This window comes from Ruegeria sp. YTSA105 (assembly GCF_059610225.1).
The window spans coordinates 61,327-83,639 of the sequence record NZ_JBXWNE010000006.1; the positions used below are offsets into that span (position 1 = coordinate 61,327).

At 58.4% G+C, this 22,313-nt stretch carries 18 protein-coding genes; 11 read left to right on the top strand and 7 right to left on the bottom strand.

Features of this window, described 5'->3' with window-relative positions:
• Positions 1-25 precede the first annotated feature (25 nt).
• From AC2FH2_RS09675 to pepN, 3 genes are all read right to left on the bottom strand, one after another.
• A complete protein-coding gene (locus AC2FH2_RS09675; protein ID WP_246097153.1) occupies positions 26-1,237 on the bottom strand; it encodes a hypothetical protein in 1,212 nt (403 codons plus the stop codon).
• Positions 1,238-1,414: 177 nt separating this feature from the next.
• On the bottom strand, positions 1,415-1,843 hold the full coding sequence (locus AC2FH2_RS09680; protein ID WP_271950240.1) for a hypothetical protein: 429 nt from the start codon (positions 1,841-1,843) through the stop codon (positions 1,415-1,417).
• A complete protein-coding gene (gene pepN / locus AC2FH2_RS09685; RefSeq protein ID WP_496823395.1) occupies positions 1,840-4,449 on the bottom strand; it encodes an aminopeptidase N in 2,610 nt (869 codons plus the stop codon). The genes AC2FH2_RS09680 and pepN overlap by 4 nt, the downstream gene beginning before the upstream one ends.
• Positions 4,450-4,668: 219 nt before the next feature.
• Here pepN and AC2FH2_RS09690 point away from each other — a divergent pair, with 219 nt between their 5' ends.
• From AC2FH2_RS09690 to AC2FH2_RS09700, 3 genes are all read left to right on the top strand, one after another.
• Positions 4,669-6,801: a malate synthase G gene (locus AC2FH2_RS09690; RefSeq protein ID WP_496823396.1), complete on the top strand. Its 2,133-nt coding sequence runs from the start codon at positions 4,669-4,671 to the stop codon at positions 6,799-6,801.
• A gap of 25 nt (positions 6,802-6,826) precedes the next feature.
• Positions 6,827-7,252, top strand: a complete 426-nt coding sequence (locus AC2FH2_RS09695) for a GlcG/HbpS family heme-binding protein (RefSeq protein WP_271950308.1) — start codon at positions 6,827-6,829, stop codon at positions 7,250-7,252.
• Between the two features lie 220 nt (positions 7,253-7,472).
• Positions 7,473-8,252: a gamma-glutamyl-gamma-aminobutyrate hydrolase family protein gene (locus tag AC2FH2_RS09700; protein ID WP_142634959.1), complete on the top strand. Its 780-nt coding sequence runs from the start codon at positions 7,473-7,475 to the stop codon at positions 8,250-8,252.
• A gap of 42 nt (positions 8,253-8,294) precedes the next feature.
• On the opposite strand, the gene AC2FH2_RS09705 is transcribed toward AC2FH2_RS09700, so the two are convergent.
• Positions 8,295-10,535, bottom strand: coding sequence for a xanthine dehydrogenase family protein molybdopterin-binding subunit (locus tag AC2FH2_RS09705; RefSeq protein WP_496823397.1), 2,241 nt, complete (start codon positions 10,533-10,535; stop codon positions 8,295-8,297).
• A gap of 3 nt (positions 10,536-10,538) precedes the next feature.
• On the bottom strand, positions 10,539-11,003 hold the full coding sequence (locus AC2FH2_RS09710) for a (2Fe-2S)-binding protein (protein ID WP_496690871.1): 465 nt from the start codon (positions 11,001-11,003) through the stop codon (positions 10,539-10,541).
• Positions 11,004-11,105: 102 nt separating this feature from the next.
• On the opposite strand from AC2FH2_RS09710, the gene AC2FH2_RS09715 reads away from it, so the two are divergent.
• On the top strand, positions 11,106-11,684 hold the full coding sequence (locus AC2FH2_RS09715; protein ID WP_496823398.1) for a TetR/AcrR family transcriptional regulator: 579 nt from the start codon (positions 11,106-11,108) through the stop codon (positions 11,682-11,684).
• Here the strand turns inward: AC2FH2_RS09715 and kynU are convergent.
• A complete protein-coding gene (gene kynU, locus AC2FH2_RS09720; RefSeq protein ID WP_496823399.1) occupies positions 11,677-12,870 on the bottom strand; it encodes a kynureninase in 1,194 nt (397 codons plus the stop codon). The two genes, AC2FH2_RS09715 and kynU, sit on opposite strands and share 8 nt — an antisense overlap.
• Positions 12,871-13,053: 183 nt before the next feature.
• Here kynU and AC2FH2_RS09725 point away from each other — a divergent pair, with 183 nt between their 5' ends.
• The 7 genes from AC2FH2_RS09725 (at position 13,054) to AC2FH2_RS09755 (ending at position 20,973) form a co-directional block, all read left to right on the top strand.
• Entirely contained in the window at positions 13,054-13,506 is a 453-nt protein-coding gene (locus AC2FH2_RS09725) for a methyltransferase family protein (RefSeq protein WP_496693938.1), read from the top strand.
• A gap of 128 nt (positions 13,507-13,634) precedes the next feature.
• Positions 13,635-15,206 carry a Re/Si-specific NAD(P)(+) transhydrogenase subunit alpha gene (locus AC2FH2_RS09730; protein WP_142634946.1) on the top strand — a complete coding sequence of 524 codons (1,572 nt, stop codon included), beginning with the start codon at positions 13,635-13,637 and terminating at the stop codon, positions 15,204-15,206.
• A 13-nt stretch (positions 15,207-15,219) separates the two neighbouring features.
• A complete protein-coding gene (locus tag AC2FH2_RS09735) occupies positions 15,220-16,674 on the top strand; it encodes an NAD(P)(+) transhydrogenase (Re/Si-specific) subunit beta (RefSeq protein WP_282021433.1) in 1,455 nt (484 codons plus the stop codon).
• Between the two features lie 160 nt (positions 16,675-16,834).
• Positions 16,835-17,191, top strand: coding sequence for a VOC family protein (locus tag AC2FH2_RS09740; protein WP_496689734.1), 357 nt, complete (start codon positions 16,835-16,837; stop codon positions 17,189-17,191).
• Positions 17,192-17,299: 108 nt separating this feature from the next.
• The gene (locus AC2FH2_RS09745) at positions 17,300-18,577 is read left to right on the top strand and encodes a DUF3422 family protein (protein ID WP_142634941.1); all 1,278 of its coding nucleotides are present in this window, start codon (positions 17,300-17,302) and stop codon (positions 18,575-18,577) included.
• Positions 18,578-18,645: 68 nt separating this feature from the next.
• Entirely contained in the window at positions 18,646-19,794 is a 1,149-nt protein-coding gene (locus tag AC2FH2_RS09750) for an MFS transporter (protein ID WP_496693937.1), read from the top strand.
• 15 nt (positions 19,795-19,809) lie between these two features.
• A complete protein-coding gene (locus AC2FH2_RS09755) occupies positions 19,810-20,973 on the top strand; it encodes a M20 aminoacylase family protein (RefSeq protein ID WP_496823400.1) in 1,164 nt (387 codons plus the stop codon).
• 28 nt (positions 20,974-21,001) lie between these two features.
• On the opposite strand, the gene AC2FH2_RS09760 is transcribed toward AC2FH2_RS09755, so the two are convergent.
• Positions 21,002-22,312 (bottom strand): 3-deoxy-D-manno-octulosonic acid transferase, encoded by a 1,311-nt coding sequence (locus tag AC2FH2_RS09760; RefSeq protein ID WP_496823401.1) that lies wholly within the window; start codon positions 22,310-22,312, stop codon positions 21,002-21,004.
• Between the last annotated feature and the right edge of the window lies 1 nt (position 22,313).

The window sequence follows — 22,313 nt, forward strand, 5'->3', positions numbered from 1 at the left end:
GGCGCGCCAAAGGGGCAAGGGGGAATCAGTGTCCGGACAGGTGCAACCCTGTCGGAGTAAAGGTCACATCCATGCCGCTGCGCAGTTCCTCGCGAAACAGGTCGCCGATTGCCCGCAACGCATCGCGGTGCCCGCGGGCTGCAAACCGTTCGGGCGAGTTGATGCGGACCGAGTTATTGAACCCTTGTGCCGCATGGGCCCAGATCAGCGGATGCAGTTCGGTCAGGTGATCACGGATCAGCCAGTTGGCCGCGTCGTGGATCTGAGCGCGCACCGCGTCGGCCTTTTCATTCCCTCCAAGGCCGTTCTGGATGGTTATCGCACAATAGGCAGCCAGCATATTGACCATCTGCTGGTCGGGGCGGTTGCGCAGAATATCGTGCAAACCCTGAAGGAAATACTCGATATCCAGCCGTGCGCAGGCTTCGTCGTCCAGGGCGATGGCATCAAACTGGACCCACGTGTAGCCACCGGCGCCCCAAAGGTCATGGGTACGGGCTGCATTGCGCAGGGCCTGAACCTCAAGCTCTTCATAGCTGCCGAACCAGCGTGGCAGCAGATGAGTGCCCATTGCACGCATATGGCGTTGGTTATGCGGGTCCAACGTAATCAACTGTTCATACTGATCAGCCACGCGCAGATTGGACTTGCGCTGACCTGCCAGCAGAGCACAGCCAACAGCCGCAACCAGCGCATTGTTGGGCGCGGCTTCGCGGCATTTTGGCAGGATATCGGCCGCGCGGTCGAAATGGGCGGTGCAGCGAGACCGGTGCAAGGGGGGAAGAACTGCGTTTGTCGCAGTGCCGCGCCACGCCCAGGCCAGGTCAATATGCGCCATAGCCACAACAAGGGCGATCATCGGATCATCCTCATGCGCCCGCATTTCATCCTCTAGCTCAGAAATTCCGCCAAGAAGATCATAGTCTGACAATGCCCGATAATCGGACAGAGCGTGTTCGACCGCCAGCACCACATCGGACCGAGCGCCGAATGCTAGCAAATCCGCGATTGGCATCCCATCGGGCGCAGTTTCGCGTGCGTCATCGGCAGCACGCATCTTTGCAGAAAGGTCTGCCCACCGATCCTGACGGGCCAGATCGCGGCCAAGTTCGATGACGTCCTGACCGATCAGTTCATCGGCCGAGACATTTGCGACGGGGATATTTACCGAACCCTGATCTGGCAGAGCAGCGGCCAGCACTGCATCGGCCGCGTCGAAATCTGACGCAATTTTCAAGGATGGATGTGGAACGCGGGCCTTTTGGGCCATCAGAAACCGGAACATGCTTACACTCGAAACAAAAAAAATCGTAACCTAGCTTTAGAGACTGGCCTCTATTTGGCTCAAATTCAAGCTACAACCGTCTTATTGTCGCTTTGTTCCGGTCAATGCGCCCTGAGGCTCGGGATCGTTTCAAAATGGGCCGAAATGATGCCGTTCAACCTTTAGACCAGCCTCTTTCAGGCGGGACTCGAGTTCCTTATGCGGAGGGGTCGACTCATCGGGCAGGCGAATCCGCTTTTCCGAGGTCAGCACCAGCGACATGCGCACCGAGAAATCCCAGCGTGTATCCAGACGCACATGGTCGATTTCGCTCAATCTTACGCCAGCCTCGCGCCGCCCCGAGAACCACCGCAGCCCATCCTGATCCAGCCGGAGCCCCGAACGGGTGTTTTGTGCAAAGTCCCATAATGCGGGCAGGGTGAACAGGGCCAGCAGGCCAATCAGCCACCAGACGGCATCAAAGGCGATGACCAACACAGCCAGCGCGGCATAGACCGACAGTAGAATTGCGATGACCTGCGGTGACCTGTTATGCCGTGTATAGGAATAGGGGGTCATGCGTTCAGGATGCGCGTCACCATTTCGGTCGTGTCCCGTGAAAGGTCTGGCGTTTCGGCGATGCGGGTCAGCTGGTTGCGGATAAGGGCCTGGCGATCTGCGTCATACCGCTTCCACGTCTGGAATGCCGAACACATCCGCGCCGTGGTCTGCGGATTGACCGGATCCAGTTTGATCAGCCAGTCCGCCAGCAGAGAATAACCAGCTCCATCAGCACGGTGGAAACCGGCGTGATTCGTCGCCAATGCCCCTAGAACAGCCCGGAAACGGTTCGGGTTCTTCCAGTTGAAATCCGGATGCCCGGTCAGGTGGCTTACGATATCTGCAGTCTCTGCCGGGGCTGACATCGCCACCTGCAGGCCGAACCATTTGTCCATCACCAGCCGGTCATCTTGCCACCGGTCATAAAACGCGTTCAGTTCCTGTTCCCCTTTGCCCGCACGCAACAGGCAGGACAAAGCCGAAAGCTGAAGGGTCATGTTATCGGCGCGCTGATAATCCTCGGCCGCTTTTGCACCCCCGTCCAGCCGTGAGGTCAACGCCAGTGCGGCCCCACCCAGAGCCCGCTGGCCAGCTTGTTCTGCGTCCGGGCTAAAGGGGGCTTCGATGCTGGTTTCGCTGTGCAGGCGGGGCAGCAAATCCTGAACGTGCTGGGCCGTTACCTGCCGCAGCGTTTCAACAGCGGTCCAAATGGCCATCGGGTCGGGCGTGACACCCTGTTCATGCATCATCGCAGCAAGTTCAGATTGGGACGGCAACCCCAGCATCAAGGCACGATAAGACGGGTCAAGATCGCTGTCGCGCAATACGGCGAGGATGCCATCGAGGTAATCCGTTTCCGGTGCCGCATCCGTCAAGATCATCTTGATCAGCGTGTCTTCGGCTAAAGATCGCCCTGCTTGCCAGCGGTTGAACGGGTCGCTGTCATGAGCCAGCAAAAAAGCTCGCTCAGCGCTGCTCTGGTCATGTTCCAGAATCACGGGGGCCGAGAAATCGCGCAGGATTGAGGCCGTGGGTTTGGGCGGATTGGCACCGGACACGCGTTCCGGTCCTTCGCAACCCTGCAAGCGCCAGCCTTCTACTGTGTATTCGAAAGCAAAGCTTTGGATTTCCTGCGTGAACTCCAGAATGGTTGTGGGCATGGTTTCATCCCCGTTCGCGCCGATCAGCCCGACCGCAACGGGGATAACCTGCGGCAGTTTATCTGACTGTCCGGGGGTCGGGTCGGTGCGCTGTTTCAGCGTCAAGGTGTAGATGCCATCAGTCCAATCTTCGGTCACCGATACGCGCGGGGTGCCAGACTGGCTGTACCAGCGTTTGAACTGGGTCAGGTCGCGATCTGTGGTGTCTTCAAACACCTTGATCCAGTCCTCGATGGTGCAGGCCTGACCATCGTGCCGATCAAAATACAGCTCCAGCGCCTGCGCATAGGCCTCGTCACCTACCAGACGTTTCAGCATGCCGATCACCTCGGCGCCTTTTTCGTAGACCGTCGCGGTGTAGAAGTTGTTGATCTCCTGAAAGCTCTCTGGCCTCACCGGATGTGAAAGCGGGCCGTTATCCTCGGCGAACTGGCGCGCCCGCAGGTCGATGGCATCGTGGATACGTTTGACCGGGGCCGAGCGCATGTCCGAGGTGAACTGCGCATCGCGGTACACCGTCAGACCCTCTTTCAAGCACAGCTGAAACCAGTCGCGGCAGGTGATGCGGTTGCCAGTCCAGTTGTGGAAATACTCATGCGCGATGATCGCCTCGATCCGTTCGAAATTCATATCGGTGGATGTCTCAGGGCTGGCCAGCACGGCGGACGAGTTGAAAATGTTCAGACCCTTGTTTTCCATCGCCCCCATGTTGAAATCATCGACGGCGACGATGTTAAAGACATCCAGGTCGTATTCGCGGCCATAGACGTCCTCGTCCCATTTCATCGACTTCTTCAGCGCCTCCATACCGAAGGCGCACTTTCCCTCATCGCCCGGGCGCACCCACAGGTTCAGTTCTACCTCGCGGCCCGATTTGGTTGTGAACTGACCGGGATGTGTAATCAGGTCGCCTGCGACAAGGGCGAACAGATAGGCGGGTTTGGGCCAGGGGTCATTCCATTCGGCCCAGCCATCCCCCTTGCCGGTCGGGTTGCCGTTCGACAGCAGAACCGGCAACGCGCCATTAATGCGTACGGTGAAGATCGACATCACGTCGGGCCGGTCGGGATAGAAGGTGATCTTGCGAAACCCCTCGGCCTCGCATTGGGTACAATACATGCCGTTCGACATGTAGAGCCCCTCAAGCGCAGTGTTGTTGCCTGGGTCGATTTCGACCTCGGCTTCCCAGACAAATGCCGCGTCGGGGACAACCGCTGTCAGGCCGGTCTCTGTAACGTCTGGAGTGATCTCAACCCCGTCAACAGTAACACGGATCAGTTTCAGTTGCTCACCGTGCAGGAAAAATTGACGGTCTAAGGCATCAGGATTGGGCCGGAAAGCGATGCGCGAAGTCACTCGGGTCGCATTTGGGGCCAGATCAAAGGTCAGATGTACGCTGTCCACCAGATAACCAAACGGTGTGTAGTCTTTCAGATAGATCGTCGTGGGGGCTGCGTCGCGCATCGGTGGCCTCGAATGGGTTGATATCAGGCGCGACGTTATGGGTTGCTGCGATGGGCTGCAAGCGGTGCAAGTAAGCTTGCTCAATAGGCGATAAGCATCTGTCGATGTCGAAGTGGCCTGACGACCAAAGACCCAAACTGACCAAGACATGTTGCCTATCGGAAATATCCGCCCTAATTGGGGCCTGTATACAACGGCGTACATACGAGGGAATGTGGCATGAGCAGCAGACAGGTGCGGAGCGGACTCAAGGTCGACGGGATTCTGACCGAATTCATAGAAGGGCATGCTCTGTCTGGAACAGGCGTTGCGGCTGACACCTTCTGGAACGGGCTTGCGCAGATGGTTCACGAGTTGGGCCCAAAGAACCGTACACTTTTGGCAAAGCGGGCCGATATCCAGGGGCGCGTCGATGCCTGGCATCTGGAAAACAATGGCCAGCCGCATAATGCTGCCGCCTATCAGGATTTCCTGCGCGAGATCGGTTATTTGGTGGCTGAAGGCGGGGATTTTCAGATCGAAACTGACAATGTCGATCCCGAGGTCGCGTTGATTCCCGGTCCTCAGCTGGTGGTTCCTATTACCAATGCGCGTTTTGCACTGAACGCTGCGAATGCGCGCTGGGGCAGCTTGTATGACGCGCTTTATGGCACCGACGCGATGGGCGATCTTCCCGTCGGTGGTGGTTATGATGATGCGCGCGGAGCACGCGTGATTGCTTGGGCCAAAGCGTTTCTGGACGATGCCGCCCCGCTGGCCAGCGGATCGTGGGCTGAAATGTCAGAACTGCGCGTTGAAAATGGGGTTCTGGTGCCCGCGCTGGCAGATCCAGCGCAGTTTGTGGGTTTTGGCGGTGCCGCTGAAAACCCGGACTTTGTTCTGCTGAAGAACAACGGTCTGCATGTCAAAGTCGTGATTGACGCTTCCAGCACCATTGGCGCCACCGACCCGGCCGGTATTGCTGACGTGCATCTTGAATCGGCGCTGTCGACGATCATGGACTGCGAAGATTCAGTCGCCTGTGTGGATGCCGAGGACAAGGTGGTTGCCTATGGCAACTGGCTGGGCCTGATGAAGGGTGATCTGACCGAAGAGGTCAGCAAAGGCGGCACGACTTTTACACGCAAACTGGCCGATGACCTGACCTTTACCGCGGCGGACGGTGGCGCTGGTGTTCTTAAGGGCCGGTCGTTGATGCTGGTCCGCAATGTGGGGCACCTGATGACCAACCCCGCCGTTCTGGATGCCGAAGGGCGCGAGATCGGCGAAGGTCTGATGGACGCGCTGTGCACCACTCTGATTGCGATGCACGACCTGCAGCGCGATGGCGGCAACTCGGTCACTGGTTCAGTCTACGTGGTAAAGCCCAAGATGCACGGCCCCGAAGAGGTCGCCTTTGCCGTCGAAATTTTCGATATGGTTGAAGACATCCTCGGCCTGCCGCGCAACACCGTAAAGCTCGGTATTATGGATGAAGAGCGCCGCACCTCGGCGAACCTCAAGGAATGTATCCGCGCCGCCAAATCGCGCGTGGCCTTCATCAACACCGGCTTTCTGGACCGGACCGGGGATGAGATCCACACCTCGATGGAGGCAGGACCAATGCTGCCCAAGGGAGACATAAAGAACACGCCGTGGATTGCGTCTTATGAAGATCGCAATGTTGATATCGGTCTGGCATGTGGCTTGAAGGGCAAGGCACAGATTGGCAAAGGCATGTGGGCGATGCCCGACCGTATGGGTGACATGCTGGACGCCAAGATCGGTCACCCGAAATCGGGTGCAACTTGCGCCTGGGTGCCGTCGCCGACTGCCGCGACACTGCACGCAACACATTATCATAAGGTCAACGTCCTAGAGCGCCAGGACGAATTGGCTGCCGGTGGCGCACGTGGTACGCTGGATGATCTGCTGACCGTGCCTTTGCTGGGCGGCCGCAACCTCAGCGATGATGAGATTGCGCGTGAGATCGAAAACAACGCGCAAGGCATCCTGGGCTATGTGGTTCGCTGGGTCGATCAAGGCGTTGGCTGTTCGAAAGTGCCGGACATCAATGATGTTGGCCTGATGGAAGACCGTGCCACGTGCCGGATTTCGTCTCAGGCCTTGGCCAACTGGCTGCATCATGGCACTGTCGATGAGGCGCAAGTCATGGCCGCGATGCGGAAAATGGCCGTGGTGGTCGATCGGCAGAATGATAGCGATCCGGCGTATCGCCCAATGGCTCCCGGTTTCGACGGGATCGCCTTCCAGGCGGCCTGTGATTTGGTTTTCAAAGGCCGTGTTCAGCCTTCGGGTTATACCGAACCTGTCCTGCACGCCCGCCGACTGGAGATGAAAGCCAGCCTTTAACCCAACAGAAATGACTGGATCGAATATGGTAATTTCTTTGCGCAAAGCCCGTACCCTTATCCGCAAAGCCCTTGAAAAAGGGCGCGAGTTGGGGCTGAAACCCCTCTCGGTCATCGTTCTTGATGCTGGTGGCCACGTCATCGCGTTTGAGCGTGAAGACGGTGCTGCCCCTGGTCGTTTTGCGATTGCGCAGGGCAAGGCCTATGGCTCGGTCATGCTGGGGATGGCGGGCACAGCCCAGATGCAACGCGCCGAGGCGCAGGCCTATTTCATGGCCGCCGTAAACGGTGTTTATGGCGGTCAGGTCGTGCCGGTTCCGGGTGGCGTTCTGCTACGTGACCGAAAAGGTGCCGTAATCGGCGCAGTCGGTGTGACCGGCGACACGTCGGATAACGACGCCATCGCTGCCATGGCCGGGATCGAAGCGGCCGGGCTGACTGGCGAAGTTTGACCTTTGGTGAACTCGGAGAGCCGGCAAAGGCTCTCCGATCTTTACGAGGCACAAGCGGCGCGCAAAGCGAATAGGGCCTATTCGGCGGTGGTCCGATCAGGCCCCTTGTTGTGCAGGGGTGAACAGAGACTTGCGCTGACACACAGGCTATGTGCTATTGCGCGCCTGTGACCCTGTCGATACCTTTCCCGGAACGTACGGAAAGAACTAGGAAAGAATAATGGCTCGACCTGTCGTCGGTATCATCGGCAATTCATATTTGATGAACGATCAATATCCGACTCATGCCGGCGGCACGATGAACTCGGACGCCGTGGCCAATGTCTCGGGTTGCTTGCCGATGCTGATCCCTGCCGACCCGCGGTATGTCTGTGTCGAGGAACTGCTTGAGGTCTGTGATGGTTTCCTGCTGACAGGGGGGCGTCCCAATGTTCACCCCGAGGAATATGGCGAACCTGCGACCGACGCGCATGGCGATTTCGACCGGGCGCGCGATGCGATCACGTTACCCTTGGTGCGGGCCTGTGTCGAAAGAGGGCAGCCCTTTTTCGGCATCTGCCGCGGCTTTCAGGAGGTCAACGTGGCCATGGGCGGAACGCTTTATCCAGAAATCCGCGATCTGCCGGGGCGCATGAACCATCGGATGCCCCCCGACGGCACCTTGGAAGAGAAATTTGCCCTACGCCATGTGGTCAACCTGACCGAGGGGGGCGTGTTTCATCGGTTGATGGGCGCTGCCGAGGTGATGACCAACACGCTGCACGGGCAGGGGATCAAAACGGTTGGACATCGCATTGTGATTGACGGCGCTGCACCAGACGGCACGCCCGAGGCGATTTATGTGCAGGACGCGCCCGGTTTCACGCTGTCGGTGCAATGGCACCCGGAATGGGACGCGGTCAATGACCCTGTCTCGCGGCCGCTCTTTGAGGCGTTTGGCGATGCGGCACGCGACTGGTCCGCAGGAGTGCGATCGGGATTGGTCAAACAAACCGCCTGAGTCCCTGCGCCGGCCCTGATTGAAGGGACCGGTGCTTTGCTATCAAACCAGCAGATCGAATTGGTTGATCAACGGCAAGCTGCGGGCGCGCTTGCCGGTAAGGTCGAATAGGGCGTTGCCAAGCGCTGGCATCGACGGAGGCGTTCCCGGCTCGCCCACACCACCCAGATGGTGGTTGGTTTCCAGAATACGAACCTCGGTCACCGGGGCGTTATGCATTCGCAGCGCGTCATAGTCGGGGAAGTTAAATTGCTCGACCTCACCGTTGGCGAAGGTGATCTCACCCATCACGGCTGCTGACAGGCCATAGATCATGCCACCGAACATCTGCGCTTCGACCGTTCCCGGATCCAAAGCAAGACCCACATCACAGGCAATCCACGCTTTTGCGATGCGAATGGTGCCGTGCTCATCGACCACCTCGATCACCTGCGCTACCGGGGTGCCAAAGCTGTAGGTCATTGCTACGCCACGACCAACACCGGCAGGCGTATCACCCGTCCAACCTGACATTTCTTTGACGGCTTGCAGGACAGCTGCCGAAGGCGCGTGCTCGGTTTGGGCCAGCTCATGACGGAACTCCAGCGGGTCGCGACCGGCGGCCAGGGCCAGCTCGTCCATGAATGTCTCGTGGAAGAACCCGTTATGGCTATTGCCGACCGAACGCCAGAACCCGACAGGTACATCCAGATCGGCGATGTGGCCGCTGACGCGATAGTTGGGCACGGCATAGGGCTGGTTAAAAAGACCTTCGACCAGGACCTTGTCGGGGCCAGCGCCGGGCAGGCCCGATATGCGTTCCACGGCCTGTTGCGTGCAGGATTGCGATGCAACTCTGGCGTCGATCAGAACCGCCTTGCCGTCTTTGACCGCGCCACGCATCCGTGCCAGTGCACCGGGTCGGTAGAAGTCATGGCGCATGTCCTCCTCGCGGCTCCAGGTGGTCTGGACCGGAGTATTGGGCAGGGCCATGGCAACTTTGGTGGCAATTTCGATGAAATCCAGCTCTCCACGACGACCGAACCCGCCCCCAAGATAGGTGGTGTGAATCTCGACCGCTTCTTTATCCAGATTCGCCGTGTTTGCAGCGCGGGTCAGAAGGAAGGTCGGCGCCTGGTTGCCACACCACAGCTCGAGCCTGGAACCGGTGAACAGCGCGGTGGCGTTCATCGGTTCCATCGTGGAATGTGCCAGATAGGGTACCTGATATTCAGCGGTAATTTCGGTGGCCCCGTCGGGCAGGGTGTCTACATCCCCATCATCGCGCATGGTCGAATTTGGCGAGTCGTCAAACGCCTCGGCAATCTTGGCGAAAATACCGTCGGTATCCGGCGGGTAGGGGGCGTCGGCCCAATCGACCTCTATGGCCTCAACCGCTTGAATGGCCAGCCAGGTGTTATTGGCAATAATCGCTACGCCGTTGCCCAGATCGACCACCTTCTCTACGCCGGGCATGGATTCCGCAGCGCTGGCGTCAAAGCCGTTCATCGCACCGCCTAGTTTCGGGTTCATCCGAACCGAGGCGAATTTCAGACCCTCGGGGCGCACGTCGATGCCGAACTCAGCCGTGCCCGTGGATTTTCCAACCATGTCGACTCGTGGCAGGTTCTGTCCCAGCAAACGCCAATCTGAGGGATCGCGCAGCTCGACCTGCATGGGCTCGATCTGTCCGGCGGCCTCAGCCAGTTCGGTATAGGGAATGCGCGTCCCGTCCGGCGCGATCACGGCGCCGTTTTCGGTCTTCAACTGGTCACGCTCCACGCCCAGACGATCAGCAGCGGCTTGTTTCAGTGTTTCGCGGGCGGTGGCCCCTGCCTCGCGCATACGTTCGAACCCGTCGCGCATCGAGGTCGATCCGCCGGTGACCTGCAGGCTGACAACCTTGCCCAGAACGCCTAGCGATTGTGCCAGATTGTGCTGGAAGTTCGAGATGTCATATCCCTTGTTCGGCAGGCTCTCACCCAAAATGGCCGAGTTGTAATAGGCGGCTGCCGCAGGCCCGTGAAGGACCCGGATATCGTCCAATTCGACGTCCAGCTCTTCGGCAATCAGGGCTACCCAAGTGGTCATTACGCCCTGTCCCATCTCGGCACGTGGCGCGAACAGGGTTACGCCCTGCTGATCAATCAGGATGAACGGGCTAAGCGCGGTTTCCCCATCGCCAGGCTTCAGCGGGTTGGCTGCCGGGCGGCTGACATAATAGGCGCCAAACGCGACGCCGCCAACAATGGCGGCTGAGCCGATAAGAAACGTGCGGCGAAGAATTTTTCCTACGGAGGCCATCGCTTATGCCTCCTTCAGTCTGGAGGCTGCGTCATGGATCGCGGCACGGATACGGGGATAGGTGCCGCAGCGGCACAGGTTGCCCTGCATCGCATCGTCTATGTCCTGATCCGTGGGGCTGGGGTTCTCGGCCAATAGCGCGGCGGCTTGCATGACCTGACCCGATTGGCAATAGCCGCATTGCGCAACCTGATGGTCAACCCAGGCCTGCTGTATCTTGGCCATCGCGTCCGGGCTGCCCAGACCTTCGATTGTGGTGACGTCACCCCAGACATCGGACAAGGCAACCTGGCAAGAGCGCACGGCTTCGCCGTCTATATGAACGGTACAGGCGCCGCATGCCGCAACCCCGCAGCCAAACTTGGTGCCGGTCAGTCCGATCTCGTCGCGCAGAACCCATAAAAGGGGGACATCCTCGGGTAGATCGACCTCATATGACGTCCCATTTATCTTTAAGCTGGCCGTCATGGCTGCGTCTCCCTCTTGGCATTTAGTGACGTTCTGACATAAATGGGTGTGAGTGTCAGAGTGTCAACTGACAAATTGAGTGAAAAGTGTCAAAAGGTTCAGATGAGAGATTTCGTGCTAGACGCAAAGTGCCTTGCCATACTGGATTCGGCGCGTAAGGCATTCGCGGCTTACGGCTTTAAAAAGACGTCGATGGATGAAATCGCAAAGGGCGTGGGGATCTCGCGCCCGGCATTGTATCTGTATTTCGACAACAAAGAGGCGATCCTGCGCAGACTCACCGAGTTGCACTATGAGGAGAAGATCGAAGCCGTTACGAAAGCCTTGCAGGCAGACGGCTCGGTTTCGCAGATCATCGGCCAGGCAATCCACGTGCAGACCGATGGTATGGCTCAGATCATGTCCTCTCCACACGGGATGGAACTGTTAGATGCAGGAAAGTCGCTGGCCTCGGATATCATCACGCAGGGCGAGGCCCGGCTGCAATCTTTATATTCCGGGTGGCTACAGAAAGAAGCGTCGAATGATCGTGTCCGTTTGTTTGATGGCGCAAGAGAGACTGCGGAGACCATTGCCTCTGCGCTGCGGGGAAACAAAATCAGCGCGACGGATTTCCAAGAATTTGACCGGATGAACTCGAACCTTGCCGCCATGATTGGTGCCGCGTTGGAAATCAGGTAACCCGCTGTCTGACTTTGTATTCCGGTGCGTCCCATAACCGGTTGGTCATGATGTCGGCCAGAATGTCCACCGCGCCGTTTACATCCTGCTCATCGATATAAAGCGGGGTGAACCCAAAGCGCATGATGTCCGGGGCGCGGAAATCACCGATCACGCCGCGTGCGATCAAGGCCTGCATTGCGGCATAGCCATCAGCGAAACGGAATGAAACCTGACTGCCACGCTGCGCAGGGTCGCGGGGGCTGGCCAGTTTCAGGTCAGGGCAGGTGGCCTCGACGCCCGAAATAAACAGCTCGGTCAGTTCGATTGACTTGGCGCGCACGTCCTTGATGTTGGCCATGTCCCAGATGTCCATCGCCGCAGACAGCGCGGTCATCTGGATGATCGGAGGTGTGCCGACACGCATCCGCTCGATACCTTTCCCGGGGCGGTAATCCAGATCGAACGTGAACGGGGCTTCATGGCCCAGCCACCCGGATAATGCAGGGCGCACGCGATCCGCATGGCGGGGCGCCACATAGATGAACGCCGGCGCGCCAGGGCCTCCGTTCAGATACTTATAGCTGCAGCCAACGGCAAAATCCGCATTGCAGCTGGACAACTCAACCGGGATCGCCCCTGCGGAATGGGCCAAATCCCAAACGGTTATTGTGCCGTTCGCATGGGCCTGTTCCGTCAGCGCCTTCATGTCATGGATCCGGCCAGACCGGTAATCGACCTCGGTCAGCATCAGAACCGCGACGTCTTTGGTGATGTTTTCGGCAACATCTTCGGGTGCGACCACCCGTAATTCGTATTCCGATCCGAGTGAACGCAGCAGACCGTCGACCATATAAAGGTCCGAAGGGAAATTGCCGTTATCAGACAGCACAACCTTGCGGTCGGGGCAAAGCTCCAGCGCCGAGGCAACAGCCTGATAGACCTTGATCGACAGGGTATCGCCGGTCACGATGGCACCCGGTTCCGCACCGATCAACCGTCCGATACGGTCGCCAAGCCCGGTCGGAAGCCCCATCCACCCGGCCTTGTTCCAACCGGTGATCAGCATTTGACCCCATTCGTGTGTCATCATTCCACTCACCCGCTCGGCGGCAGCACGTGGCAATGGGCCAAGCGAGTTGCCGTCCAGATAAATGGTTCCATTCGGCAGATCGAACATGGCTTTGGTTGCAGCGAAATCAGTCATGGAGGTCCTGTGCAGAATTCTGACAAATGTCTGACTAAAGGGCTATCTGATCAATTCTGCCGTGTCTACGCGTTCGGCCGAAAATGCACAGATGCGACCAACTGTGGTTTTGCTTTCGTGGATGCAAAGCGGTACATACCCCGACAAATGCGACATCCATACCGCAGGATCAGAGGAACAAGCATGAAGCGCAAACTCGACATTCCGCCCGCTTGGTTGGTGGCCTTTGCTGTTCTCGCCTGGCTGCAGGCGACCTATGCGTCCTTCGGTCTGTCGCTGGCCAGCGGGTTTACCGACCTGCTCAGCGGCCTTCTGATCGGGGGCGGCGTCGTTCTTGTCGTGCTGGCGATTGCCGAGTTTCGTCGGCATCGAACGACCGTCCTGCCGCATGAAACTCCATCGAGTCTGGTTCAAACAGGTATCTTCAAGCGCAGCCGCAATCCGATCTACGTTGGCGATGTACTTATTCTGGCCGGCTTGATTCTGCGTTTTGACGCGGTGCTGTCCTTGGTGTTGATGCCTGTTTTTGTCTGGATTTTGGAACGCAGGTTTATTGTGCCGGAAGAAAACCGTATGCGCCGTGCCTTTCGCACGGATTTCGCCAGATATGAAAGGCAAACCCGCCGCTGGATCTGATGTGGACGGGATTTTACACGACGTAACAATGCTGCGCTTGCGAAATAATCTTGCGCAGTTAAAACTGGTTCTTCAGATAGAATGCCAACTATCCTTGCGAACTGACCGAAAATTAGGGGGACGCGCCGTTGAAGATTGGAACGCCAAAGGAAACATTTGACGGTGAGAACCGGGTCGCGATGACTCCGGATTCAGCCCGTCAACTGCAAAAGCTCGGGTATGAGTGCCTGATCGAGAAAGGGGCCGGCGCTGCGGCCGGGTTCTCGGACGCCACATATAAAGAGGCGGGTGTCGAGGTTATCGGAACCGCGGCGGCGCTGTGGAAAGCCGCCGACATCGTCGCCAAGGTACGTCAGCCAAATGAAACCGAGCTGAAGCGTCTTGCCAAGGGCAAGACATTGATCTCGTTCTTCAACCCCGCAGGGAATGAAAAGGGCATGGAGGCCGCCAAGTCCAAGGGCGCCAACGTGATCGCCATGGAAATGGTGCCGCGTATCAGTCGTGCCCAGAAGATGGACGCTCTGTCGTCGATGGCCAACATCGCGGGCTACCGCGCGGTGATCGAAGCGGGTAACAACTTTGGCCGGTTCTTCACCGGTCAGGTGACGGCTGCTGGTAAAGTACCGCCTGCCAAGGTTTTGATCGTAGGTGCCGGTGTGGCCGGTTTGGCCGCGATCGGGACATCGACCTCGCTGGGGGCAATCACCTATGCGTTCGACGTGCGCCCCGAAGTGGCTGAGCAGGTTGAATCCATGGGCGCCGAATTTGTCTATCTGGACTTCGAAGAAGACCAGCAGGACGGCGCGGCAACCGGCGGTTACGCCAGTGTTCAGTCCGATGAATTCCGCGAGGCACAGCTGGCCAAGTTCCGCGAACTTGCTCCGGAAATGGACATCGTGATCACCACCGCGTTGATCCCGAACCGCGAAGCGCCCGAGCTTTGGACCAAGGACATGGTCGAAGCGATGAAACCGGGTTCGGTGATCGTGGACCTTGCGGCGGAAAAAGGCGGCAACTGCAAGCTGACCGTTGCTGACGAGAAGATCGTGACCGATAATGGCGTGACCATCATCGGCTATACCGATTTCCCAAGCCGGATGGCGGCGCAGTCTTCGTCGCTTTACGCAACCAACATCCGTCACATGATGACAGACCTGACGCCTGAAAAGGACGGTCAGATCAACCATGACATGGAAGACGACGTGATCCGCGGCGCAACCGTGACGCATGAAGGTGAAATCACCTTCCCGCCACCGCCGCCGAAAGTTCAGGCGATTGCCGCTCAGAAAAAGCCTGAGGTCAGGGAGCTGACCCCGGAGGAGAAAAAGGCGCAGGAAGTTGCGGCCTTCAAGGCGCAAACCAAACAGCAGTTCACCTTGCTGGGTATCGGCGGTGCGCTAATGCTGTTGATCGGTCTGATTGCTCCGGCCAGCTTCATGCAGCACTTCATCGTCTTTGTGCTGGCGATCTTCGTGGGATTCCAGGTGATCTGGGGCGTCGCGCACAGCCTGCACACACCGCTTATGGCGATTACCAACGCGATCTCGTCGATCATCATCGTTGGCGCAGTGATGCAGATCGGATCCGGGTCGTTCCTGGTTATTCTGCTGGCGGCTCTGTCCGTATTCATGGCCGGGATCAACATCTTCGGTGGCTTCCTCGTAACTCGGCGCATGCTTGCCATGTTCCAGAAATCTTAAGGAGGCCGGGCACATGGATTATGGCTTCACCACTGCCGCCTACGTTGTTGCGGCTGTTCTGTTCATCCTCTCGCTTGGCGGCCTGTCGAACCAGGAAAGCGCCAAGCGCGCTGTCTGGTATGGCATCGTCGGTATGGCGCTGGCGGTTTTCGCTACGCTGGTCGGCCCCGGTTCGGGCTTGTGGCTGCTGTCATTGCTGCTGATCATAGGTGGTGGTCTGATCGGTCAATATGTGGCGCAGCGCGTCCAGATGACCGAGATGCCACAGCTTGTGGCTGCGATGCATTCGCTGGTTGGTTTGGCGGCTGTGTTCGTGGGTTTCAACGCGCATTTTGAAATCAAGAATGTCGCCGAAGTTTTTGCGGTTGTTGATGCCGCCAAAGACGTCGACCTTTCCGACCTGGGCGCGTTTGCCAAGCTGATCGCCAAGAAGACAGCGGCAGAGCTGGCAATCCTGCACGTGGAACTGTTCCTGGGCATCTTCATCGGCGCGATCACCTTTACCGGTTCGGTCGTGGCTTATGGCAAGCTGGCTGGCAAGGTTACATCGACGGCAACCAAACTGCCCGGTGGTCACGCGCTGAATGCGTCTGCGGCGGGGCTCTCGCTGATCTGTCTGGTTTGGTACACGTCCACGGGCGGATTCCTGCCTCTGTTCCTGATGACGCTGGCCGCCTTGTTTATTGGTTATCACCTGATCATGGGCATCGGCGGTGCCGACATGCCGGTGGTTGTGTCGATGCTGAACAGCTATTCAGGCTGGGCGGCTGCGGCCATCGGCTTTTCGCTGGGCAACGACCTGCTGATCGTGGTCGGTGCGCTGGTGGGCTCGTCCGGTGCGATCCTCTCCTACATCATGTGTAAGGCGATGAACCGGCACTTTGTCAGTGTGATCCTGGGTGGCTTTGGTGGTCCGCAAGGTGAGCAGATGGCTGTCGAAGGCGAGCAGATTGCAATCGAGGCCGACGGTGTTGCCGCAGCCCTGAACGACGCCGACAGCGTGGTGATCATTCCGGGCTATGGCATGGCCGTGGCGCAGGCACAGCAATCGGTGTCCGAACTGGTTCGCAAGCTGCGGGCGCAGGGCAAGAATGTGCGCTTTGCGATCCACCCGGTTGCCGGTCGTTTGCCGGGCCACATGAACGTTCTGCTGGCCGAGGCCAAGGTGCCGTATGACATCGTTCTGGAAATGGACGAGATCAACGAGGACTTCCCGGAAACGGATGTTGCCATCGTCATCGGTTCGAATGACATCGTGAACCCTGCAGCACAGGAAGACCCCAACAGCCCCATCGCCGGGATGCCGGTTCTGGAATGCTGGAAGGCCAAGCAGGTGTTCGTGTCCAAACGTGGTCAGGGTACGGGGTATTCGGGTATCGAAAACCCGCTGTTCTTCAAAGAGAACACCCGCATGTTCTATGGCGACGCCAAAGCAAGCTTGGACAAGCTGCTGCCGATGATCGATTGATCTAAAGCCTTAACCAAAATGCAAAGGGCGCCTTCGGGCGCCCTTTTCTTGTTTGTCATGTTGGGGGCTTTGCCTCCAAGCCCCCAATATTTTTTTGGCCAGATGAGGCGGGCAGAATGTGGTATCCTTGGGCTATTATAGAGAGACAAGGAGGTGCCCCATGGAAAAGGTCAACGGCATAGGTGGCATGTTTTTTCGCGCCAGAGATCCGGAAGCGTTGCGGGATTGGTACGAGACCCATCTTGGCGTTCATCATTACGATCCCGTCCCCTGGAAACAGCGCGAAGGCTATACGGTCTTTGCCCCGTTTGCGCAGGACACCGATTATTTTGGCCGCGCCGAGCAGCAGTGGATGATCAATTTTCGGGTTGATGATCTGTCTGCCATGACGACCCAGTTGCAAGCCGCAGGCATTGCCGTCGAGACCAATCCTGAATGGGATAGCGAGGTTGGAAAATTCGCACGTATTCACGACCCTGAGGGCAACCCAATCGAACTGTGGCAGCCAAATCAATGACATAAGGGGTTTGTATACCGTAGTATCCATGTAAGCTATTGAAATAAAAAGATAATTGATGTATTTTTGAACTGTCGTATAGTGCGCCGGACAACGCCGGAGCATTCAATGACGCCGATCGACGATCATCCATTGCGCTATTCGCTGGCCAACGAGCTGCATGCGCGCCCGTTTCCCGTGGCCTCGACGCCATGCACCGTTGCGTTTTTGGCCATCAAGAAACCCGTGGCGGCGGTTGCGCGGGACCGGAGCGAAGACATTGCCCATCTGGTCAATCTTCTGGACCGTCACGGTGCGCAGCACCCGCAGCCGGACGCGACGCATTACGCTGGTCAGATCGGGCGTCACTGGCTCAAGTGGGAGCAGCACACGGAATTTGTGACCTATACGGCGATCACCCGGAATGTCAGTGACCGGGCCTTCAACCCCGCTGATTTTGAGGCTTTCCCACCTGATTGGCTGATGGCCAGCCCGGGCCAGAGGATAACCTCGGCCATGGTTCGGGTGACCGAAAGACCAGATGATGAGGCGGTAAAAGCCGCGCTGGCCGAATGGTTCGAACCCGAAAGCCTTGCGGTTGCGCGCGTGCTGGATGATGCTGCGATTTGTGCCAGTGACTTTCGGATTGATCCGGCTGGGCATATGCGGTTCGCGCTCTTCGTGACCAAGGGAACAGGACAGCGCCGAACCGGACGCATCATCCAGCGCCTGTGCGAGATCGAAACCTACAAGGCCATGTCCATGTTGGGCTTTGCTCGCATCAAGCAACTGATGCCGAAAATCGGAGAGCTGGATGGAAAGCTGACCCGGCTTATGGGGCAGATGACAGATAACTCGGCGCATCCTGACGAACTACTGCCGGATCTGCTGTCTACATCCATCGAATTGGAAACGCTTTCTGCCCGATGCGCATTTCGCTTTGGGGCTACCGGGGCCTATGAAGCCATCGTGAACCAACGGATCGAAGTATTGCGCGAGGAAAGGTTCGAGGGCCGTCAGTCCTTTGCCGATTTCATGATGCGCAGGTATGAGCCCGCAATTCGTACTGTTAAAGCCACGGAAAGTCGGCTGCAGACCTTGTCCGACCGGGCGATCCGGGGGGGTGAGTTGCTGCGGACCCGGGTAGATGTGGAACGCAGCGCCCAGAATCAGGCATTGCTGGAAAGTATGGACCGCCGTGCTGATCTGGCCCTGAGGTTGCAGCACACAGTCGAGGGGCTTTCCGTGGTGGCGATTAGCTATTATGCGGTCTCACTGGCCAGCTATCTGTTGTACCCGTTGACCGCCACCGGGATCAGCAAGGGGATGCTGACCGCGGCGGCAACCTTGCCGGTTGTCCTGTGTGTCTGGCTGGGTATCAGGCATATACGAAAGCGGTTGGCCTAATCCGCGTTTGCTAAAACTTCCCCAGGCTGTAGAACTGACAGGGGCGGGCGCGGAGCAAAGGAAAATACGTGATCGGAATTATGGCCGCTTGGCGGGCCGTGGCGGCCATGTTCATTTTGAACGGCGCTTTGTTCGGGATCTGGGCCTCGCGTATTCCCGCAGTCAGGGATCACCTGGACCTGTCGCACGAAGCGCTTGGCTACGGCTTGCTGTTCATGGCGGCTGGGGCTGTGTGTTCGTTCCCGGTTACCGGACGTCTGACAGATCGGTTCGGGGCTGTGGTGATCACACGGATCATCGCCATTCTTTATACCGCATCCCTTATCTTGCTGGCCTTTGCCGGAAGCTTTTGGGCATTGGCGTTTTTCCTGTTCGTATTCGGGGCCTTCCACGGCTCAATGGATGTGGCGATGAACGCCTGGGCAGCAGAGGTTGAGCGCGCTTATGACAGGCCCGTTATGTCGTCTTTTCACGCGATGTGGAGCCTGGGGGCCGGTCTGGGAGCGCTGAGCGGATTTGGTGCGATACAGATGGGCCTGACGGTGACACAGCACTTTTTGCTGGCCGGTGGCATCGTAGTTGGGCTGACACTGGCTCTGTCCCGTGTGCAGTGGAATTCACGCCGCGTTGCGCCCTCGGGCGGGGCGATATTTGCACTTCCGTCGGGTGCGTTGATACTTGTCGGGTTTATTGCCCTGTGCGGGGCATTGGGTGAAGGGGCCGTCGCGGACTGGAGCGCGATTTTCCTGCGGGATGTGACCGGTGCACCCGAAAGCGTCGCGGCGCTGGGATATGCCGTCTTTTCGGTGACAATGGTCGCGTTCCGTCTGGTGGGTGGTGTCGTGATCGCGCGGTTCGGACCAACCGCGACGGCCCGTTTCGGAGGGGTATGCGCCGCTTTGGGGGTGCTGGCTGTGGTATCGGCCTATGATGCCGGGATTGCTCTGGTTGGGTTTGGACTGATGGGGCTTGGATATGCAGTGATCATGCCGCTTGCGTTCAGCAGGGCGGCAAATGATCCGCATGTCCCGCCTGGTCAAGCCATCGCCAGCGTGGCCACATTAGGGTATGGCGGGTTGTTGATTGGCCCGCCCCTTATTGGGTTTCTGGCAGAGATGCTTACATTGCGTCTTGCATTCATGGCCTTGCTGCCGCTGGCTGTTTTCATTGTCCTGTTGTCAGGCGCGTTGCGTCCCGGTGACAGCGACGAACGATGATTTTGGGAGATACACATGCCGATCAAAAACCGCTTCGCAGAACTGCAGAGTGAAATCACGGAATGGCGGCGTGATATCCACCAAAATCCAGAGATCCTGTTTGAAACCCATCGCACCAGTGCGCTGGTGGCGGAAAAGCTGAAAGAGTTCGGCTGCGATGAGGTGGTCACCGGAATTGGCCGAACGGGCGTGGTTGGTGTGATCAAGGGCAAGGCGGACACGGGCGGCAAGGTTATCGGTTTGCGTGCCGATATGGATGCGCTGCCGATCCGTGAGGCGACCGGATTGGACTATGCCTCGAATACCGATGGGGCGATGCACGCCTGCGGCCATGATGGTCATACTGCGATGTTGTTGGGGGCGGCGAAATACCTTTCGGAAACGCGGAATTTTGACGGGACAGTGGTGGTCATTTTCCAACCTGCCGAAGAAGGTGGCGGCGGTGGTCGTGAGATGTGTGAAGACGGGATGATGGATCGCTGGGGCATTCAGGAAGTCTACGGAATGCATAACTGGCCCGGCCGTCCGGTGGGCAGTTTCGCCATCCGTCCTGGCGCGTTTTTCGCAGCTACTGATCAGTTCGACATCGTTTTCGAAGGCAAAGGCGGCCACGCAGCCAAGCCGCATGAAACCGTGGATACAACCGTTATGGCGGCGCAGGCGGTTCTGGCGCTCCAGACCATCGCGGCGCGAAACGCTGACCCGGTGGATCAGGTGGTTGTTTCGGTGACCTCGTTCGAAACCTCTTCAACTGCATTCAACGTGATCCCTCAGACTGTAAAGCTGCGCGGTACGGTCCGTACAATGAGCCGGGACATGCGGGATATGGCCGAAAAGCGCGTGACCGAGATCTGCACCGGAGTGGCCGCCACATTCGGAGGAGCGGTTGAGGTGACCTATTACCGGGGCTACCCGGTGATGGTGAACAGTGATGATCAAACCGATTTCGCAGCGCGGGTGGCGCGGTCCGTCTCGGGCGATTGTGACCAGGCACCGCTGATCATGGGCGGCGAGGATTTCGCCTTTATGCTCGAAGAGCGTCCGGGCGCCTATATTTTGGTGGGTAATGGGGACACCGCAGCAGTTCACCATCCCGAATATAACTTCAACGATGAGGCTATCCCTGCAGGATGCAGCTGGTGGGCCGAAATCGTTGAACAAAGGATGCCAGCGGCGTGATCCCAAGGGGCAGGCAGATGCTCTGCCCCTAAACGCCGGTGGTCTTCAGATTTAGCCGGTCGCACAGGGTCTCGACAATGGAATCGAGCGCGGATTTCTGCGTGTTGACGCAGGATTTTGCAGCATCGCGCGCGGTGTCCAATGCGCCCTTATCGCTGAGCCAGGTCGTGACCGCGTTTGTCAGGTCTTGCGCAGAGTTCACCTCAATCGCGCCACCGGCCTCGATGAGCGGCGCAAAGGTTTCGGCAAAGTTGAAGTATCCGGGTCCGGTTATAACCGCAGCCCCGGCCTGAGCGGGTTCGAACGGGTTGTGGCCGCCGATCTCATGCAGTGAGCCGCCCAGAAAGACGATCGGACAAAGCGCGTACCATGTGCCAGTCTCGCCCAGAGTGTCGGCGACATAGACCTGCGTTTCGGTGTCGATCCGCCGCTCGGATGTTCGGAACACGGCGGGTTGACCGGCCTGTTTCAACAGCGCGGCCACATCCTGCCTGCGTTCGGGGTGGCGCGGGATCAACAGCAGCAGAAGGTCGGGCCAACGTTCCAGCAATTTTGCATGGGCAGCCAGAACTATTTCTTCTTCTCCGGCATGGGTCGAGCTGGCGATCCAGAGAGGGCGTCCGGCGATCTGGGTCTGAATATCTTCCAACACAGAATTATCGACCGGAAGCGGATCGGACATCGCTTTGAGGTTGGTTCCGGGTTGCACGCGGTCCGCCACAGCCCCCATGTCCACCAGATTAGCGGCGGTTTTGCCATTCTGGGTCAGGAACAGACTGAAATTGCCCAAAATGAATCGTGCGGTTTGTGGCCGTTTCTTCCAACCTTCGACGGATTTCTCTGACAGGCGCGCATTCAACAGGGCCAGAGAGATTCCCCGTCCAGCCGCGTCAACGATCAGGCGTGGCCAGATTTCGCTTTCGACAAATACTCCGGCTTCGGGGCGCCAGTGATCCAGAAATCGCCTGACCGGCCCTGCGGTGTCCAGCGGCGGATACTGGTGTCGCGTACGGGGTGGCATCCGTTTTTCGATCAGCGCCGCCGAAGTTGGGGTGCCCGAGGTCACCAGGAACTGGGCATCCGGCAGGCGTTCACCCAGCCGTTTGATCAGGCTGATGACCGACAGGGTTTCCCCCACACTTGCAGCGTGGAACCAGATCAATCGGCCCTTGGGGCGTGGTAGGCTGGCATGGCCGAGCCTTTCATGCTGGCGAATTGTCGGGACATCTGCCGCCAGGAGTTTCTTGCGCACGGTGCGCCAAGCCAAAGGTGCAGCAACGGCGGTCAGGCTGCAATACAAACGGTAAAGCAGCGTCGGCTGGCCAGAGGGGGCGGTCATG

Bases quoted from the DNA above. Each gene is read 5' to 3' on its own strand.
- AC2FH2_RS09725 (WP_496693938.1), top strand. From the start codon at position 13,054: ATGAAGCGCAAACTCGACATTCCGCCCGCTTGGTTGGTGGCCTTTGCT.
- AC2FH2_RS09700 (WP_142634959.1), top strand. From the start codon at position 7,473: ATGGCTCGACCTGTCGTCGGTATCATCGGCAATTCATATTTGATGAAC.
- AC2FH2_RS09680 (WP_271950240.1), bottom strand. From the start codon at position 1,843: ATGACCCCCTATTCCTATACACGGCATAACAGGTCACCGCAGGTCATC.
- kynU (WP_496823399.1), bottom strand. From the start codon at position 12,870: ATGACTGATTTCGCTGCAACCAAAGCCATGTTCGATCTGCCGAATGGA.
- AC2FH2_RS09755 (WP_496823400.1), top strand. From the start codon at position 19,810: ATGCCGATCAAAAACCGCTTCGCAGAACTGCAGAGTGAAATCACGGAA.
- pepN (WP_496823395.1), bottom strand. From the start codon at position 4,449: ATGCGCGACGCAGCCCCCACGACGATCTATCTGAAAGACTACACACCG.
- AC2FH2_RS09695 (WP_271950308.1), top strand. From the start codon at position 6,827: ATGGTAATTTCTTTGCGCAAAGCCCGTACCCTTATCCGCAAAGCCCTT.
- AC2FH2_RS09705 (WP_496823397.1), bottom strand. From the start codon at position 10,535: ATGGCCTCCGTAGGAAAAATTCTTCGCCGCACGTTTCTTATCGGCTCA.
- AC2FH2_RS09690 (WP_496823396.1), top strand. From the start codon at position 4,669: ATGAGCAGCAGACAGGTGCGGAGCGGACTCAAGGTCGACGGGATTCTG.
- AC2FH2_RS09735 (WP_282021433.1), top strand. From the start codon at position 15,220: ATGGATTATGGCTTCACCACTGCCGCCTACGTTGTTGCGGCTGTTCTG.
- AC2FH2_RS09715 (WP_496823398.1), top strand. From the start codon at position 11,106: ATGAGAGATTTCGTGCTAGACGCAAAGTGCCTTGCCATACTGGATTCG.
- AC2FH2_RS09710 (WP_496690871.1), bottom strand. From the start codon at position 11,003: ATGACGGCCAGCTTAAAGATAAATGGGACGTCATATGAGGTCGATCTA.
- AC2FH2_RS09760 (WP_496823401.1), bottom strand. From the start codon at position 22,312: ATGACCGCCCCCTCTGGCCAGCCGACGCTGCTTTACCGTTTGTATTGC.
- AC2FH2_RS09740 (WP_496689734.1), top strand. From the start codon at position 16,835: ATGGAAAAGGTCAACGGCATAGGTGGCATGTTTTTTCGCGCCAGAGAT.
- AC2FH2_RS09745 (WP_142634941.1), top strand. From the start codon at position 17,300: ATGACGCCGATCGACGATCATCCATTGCGCTATTCGCTGGCCAACGAG.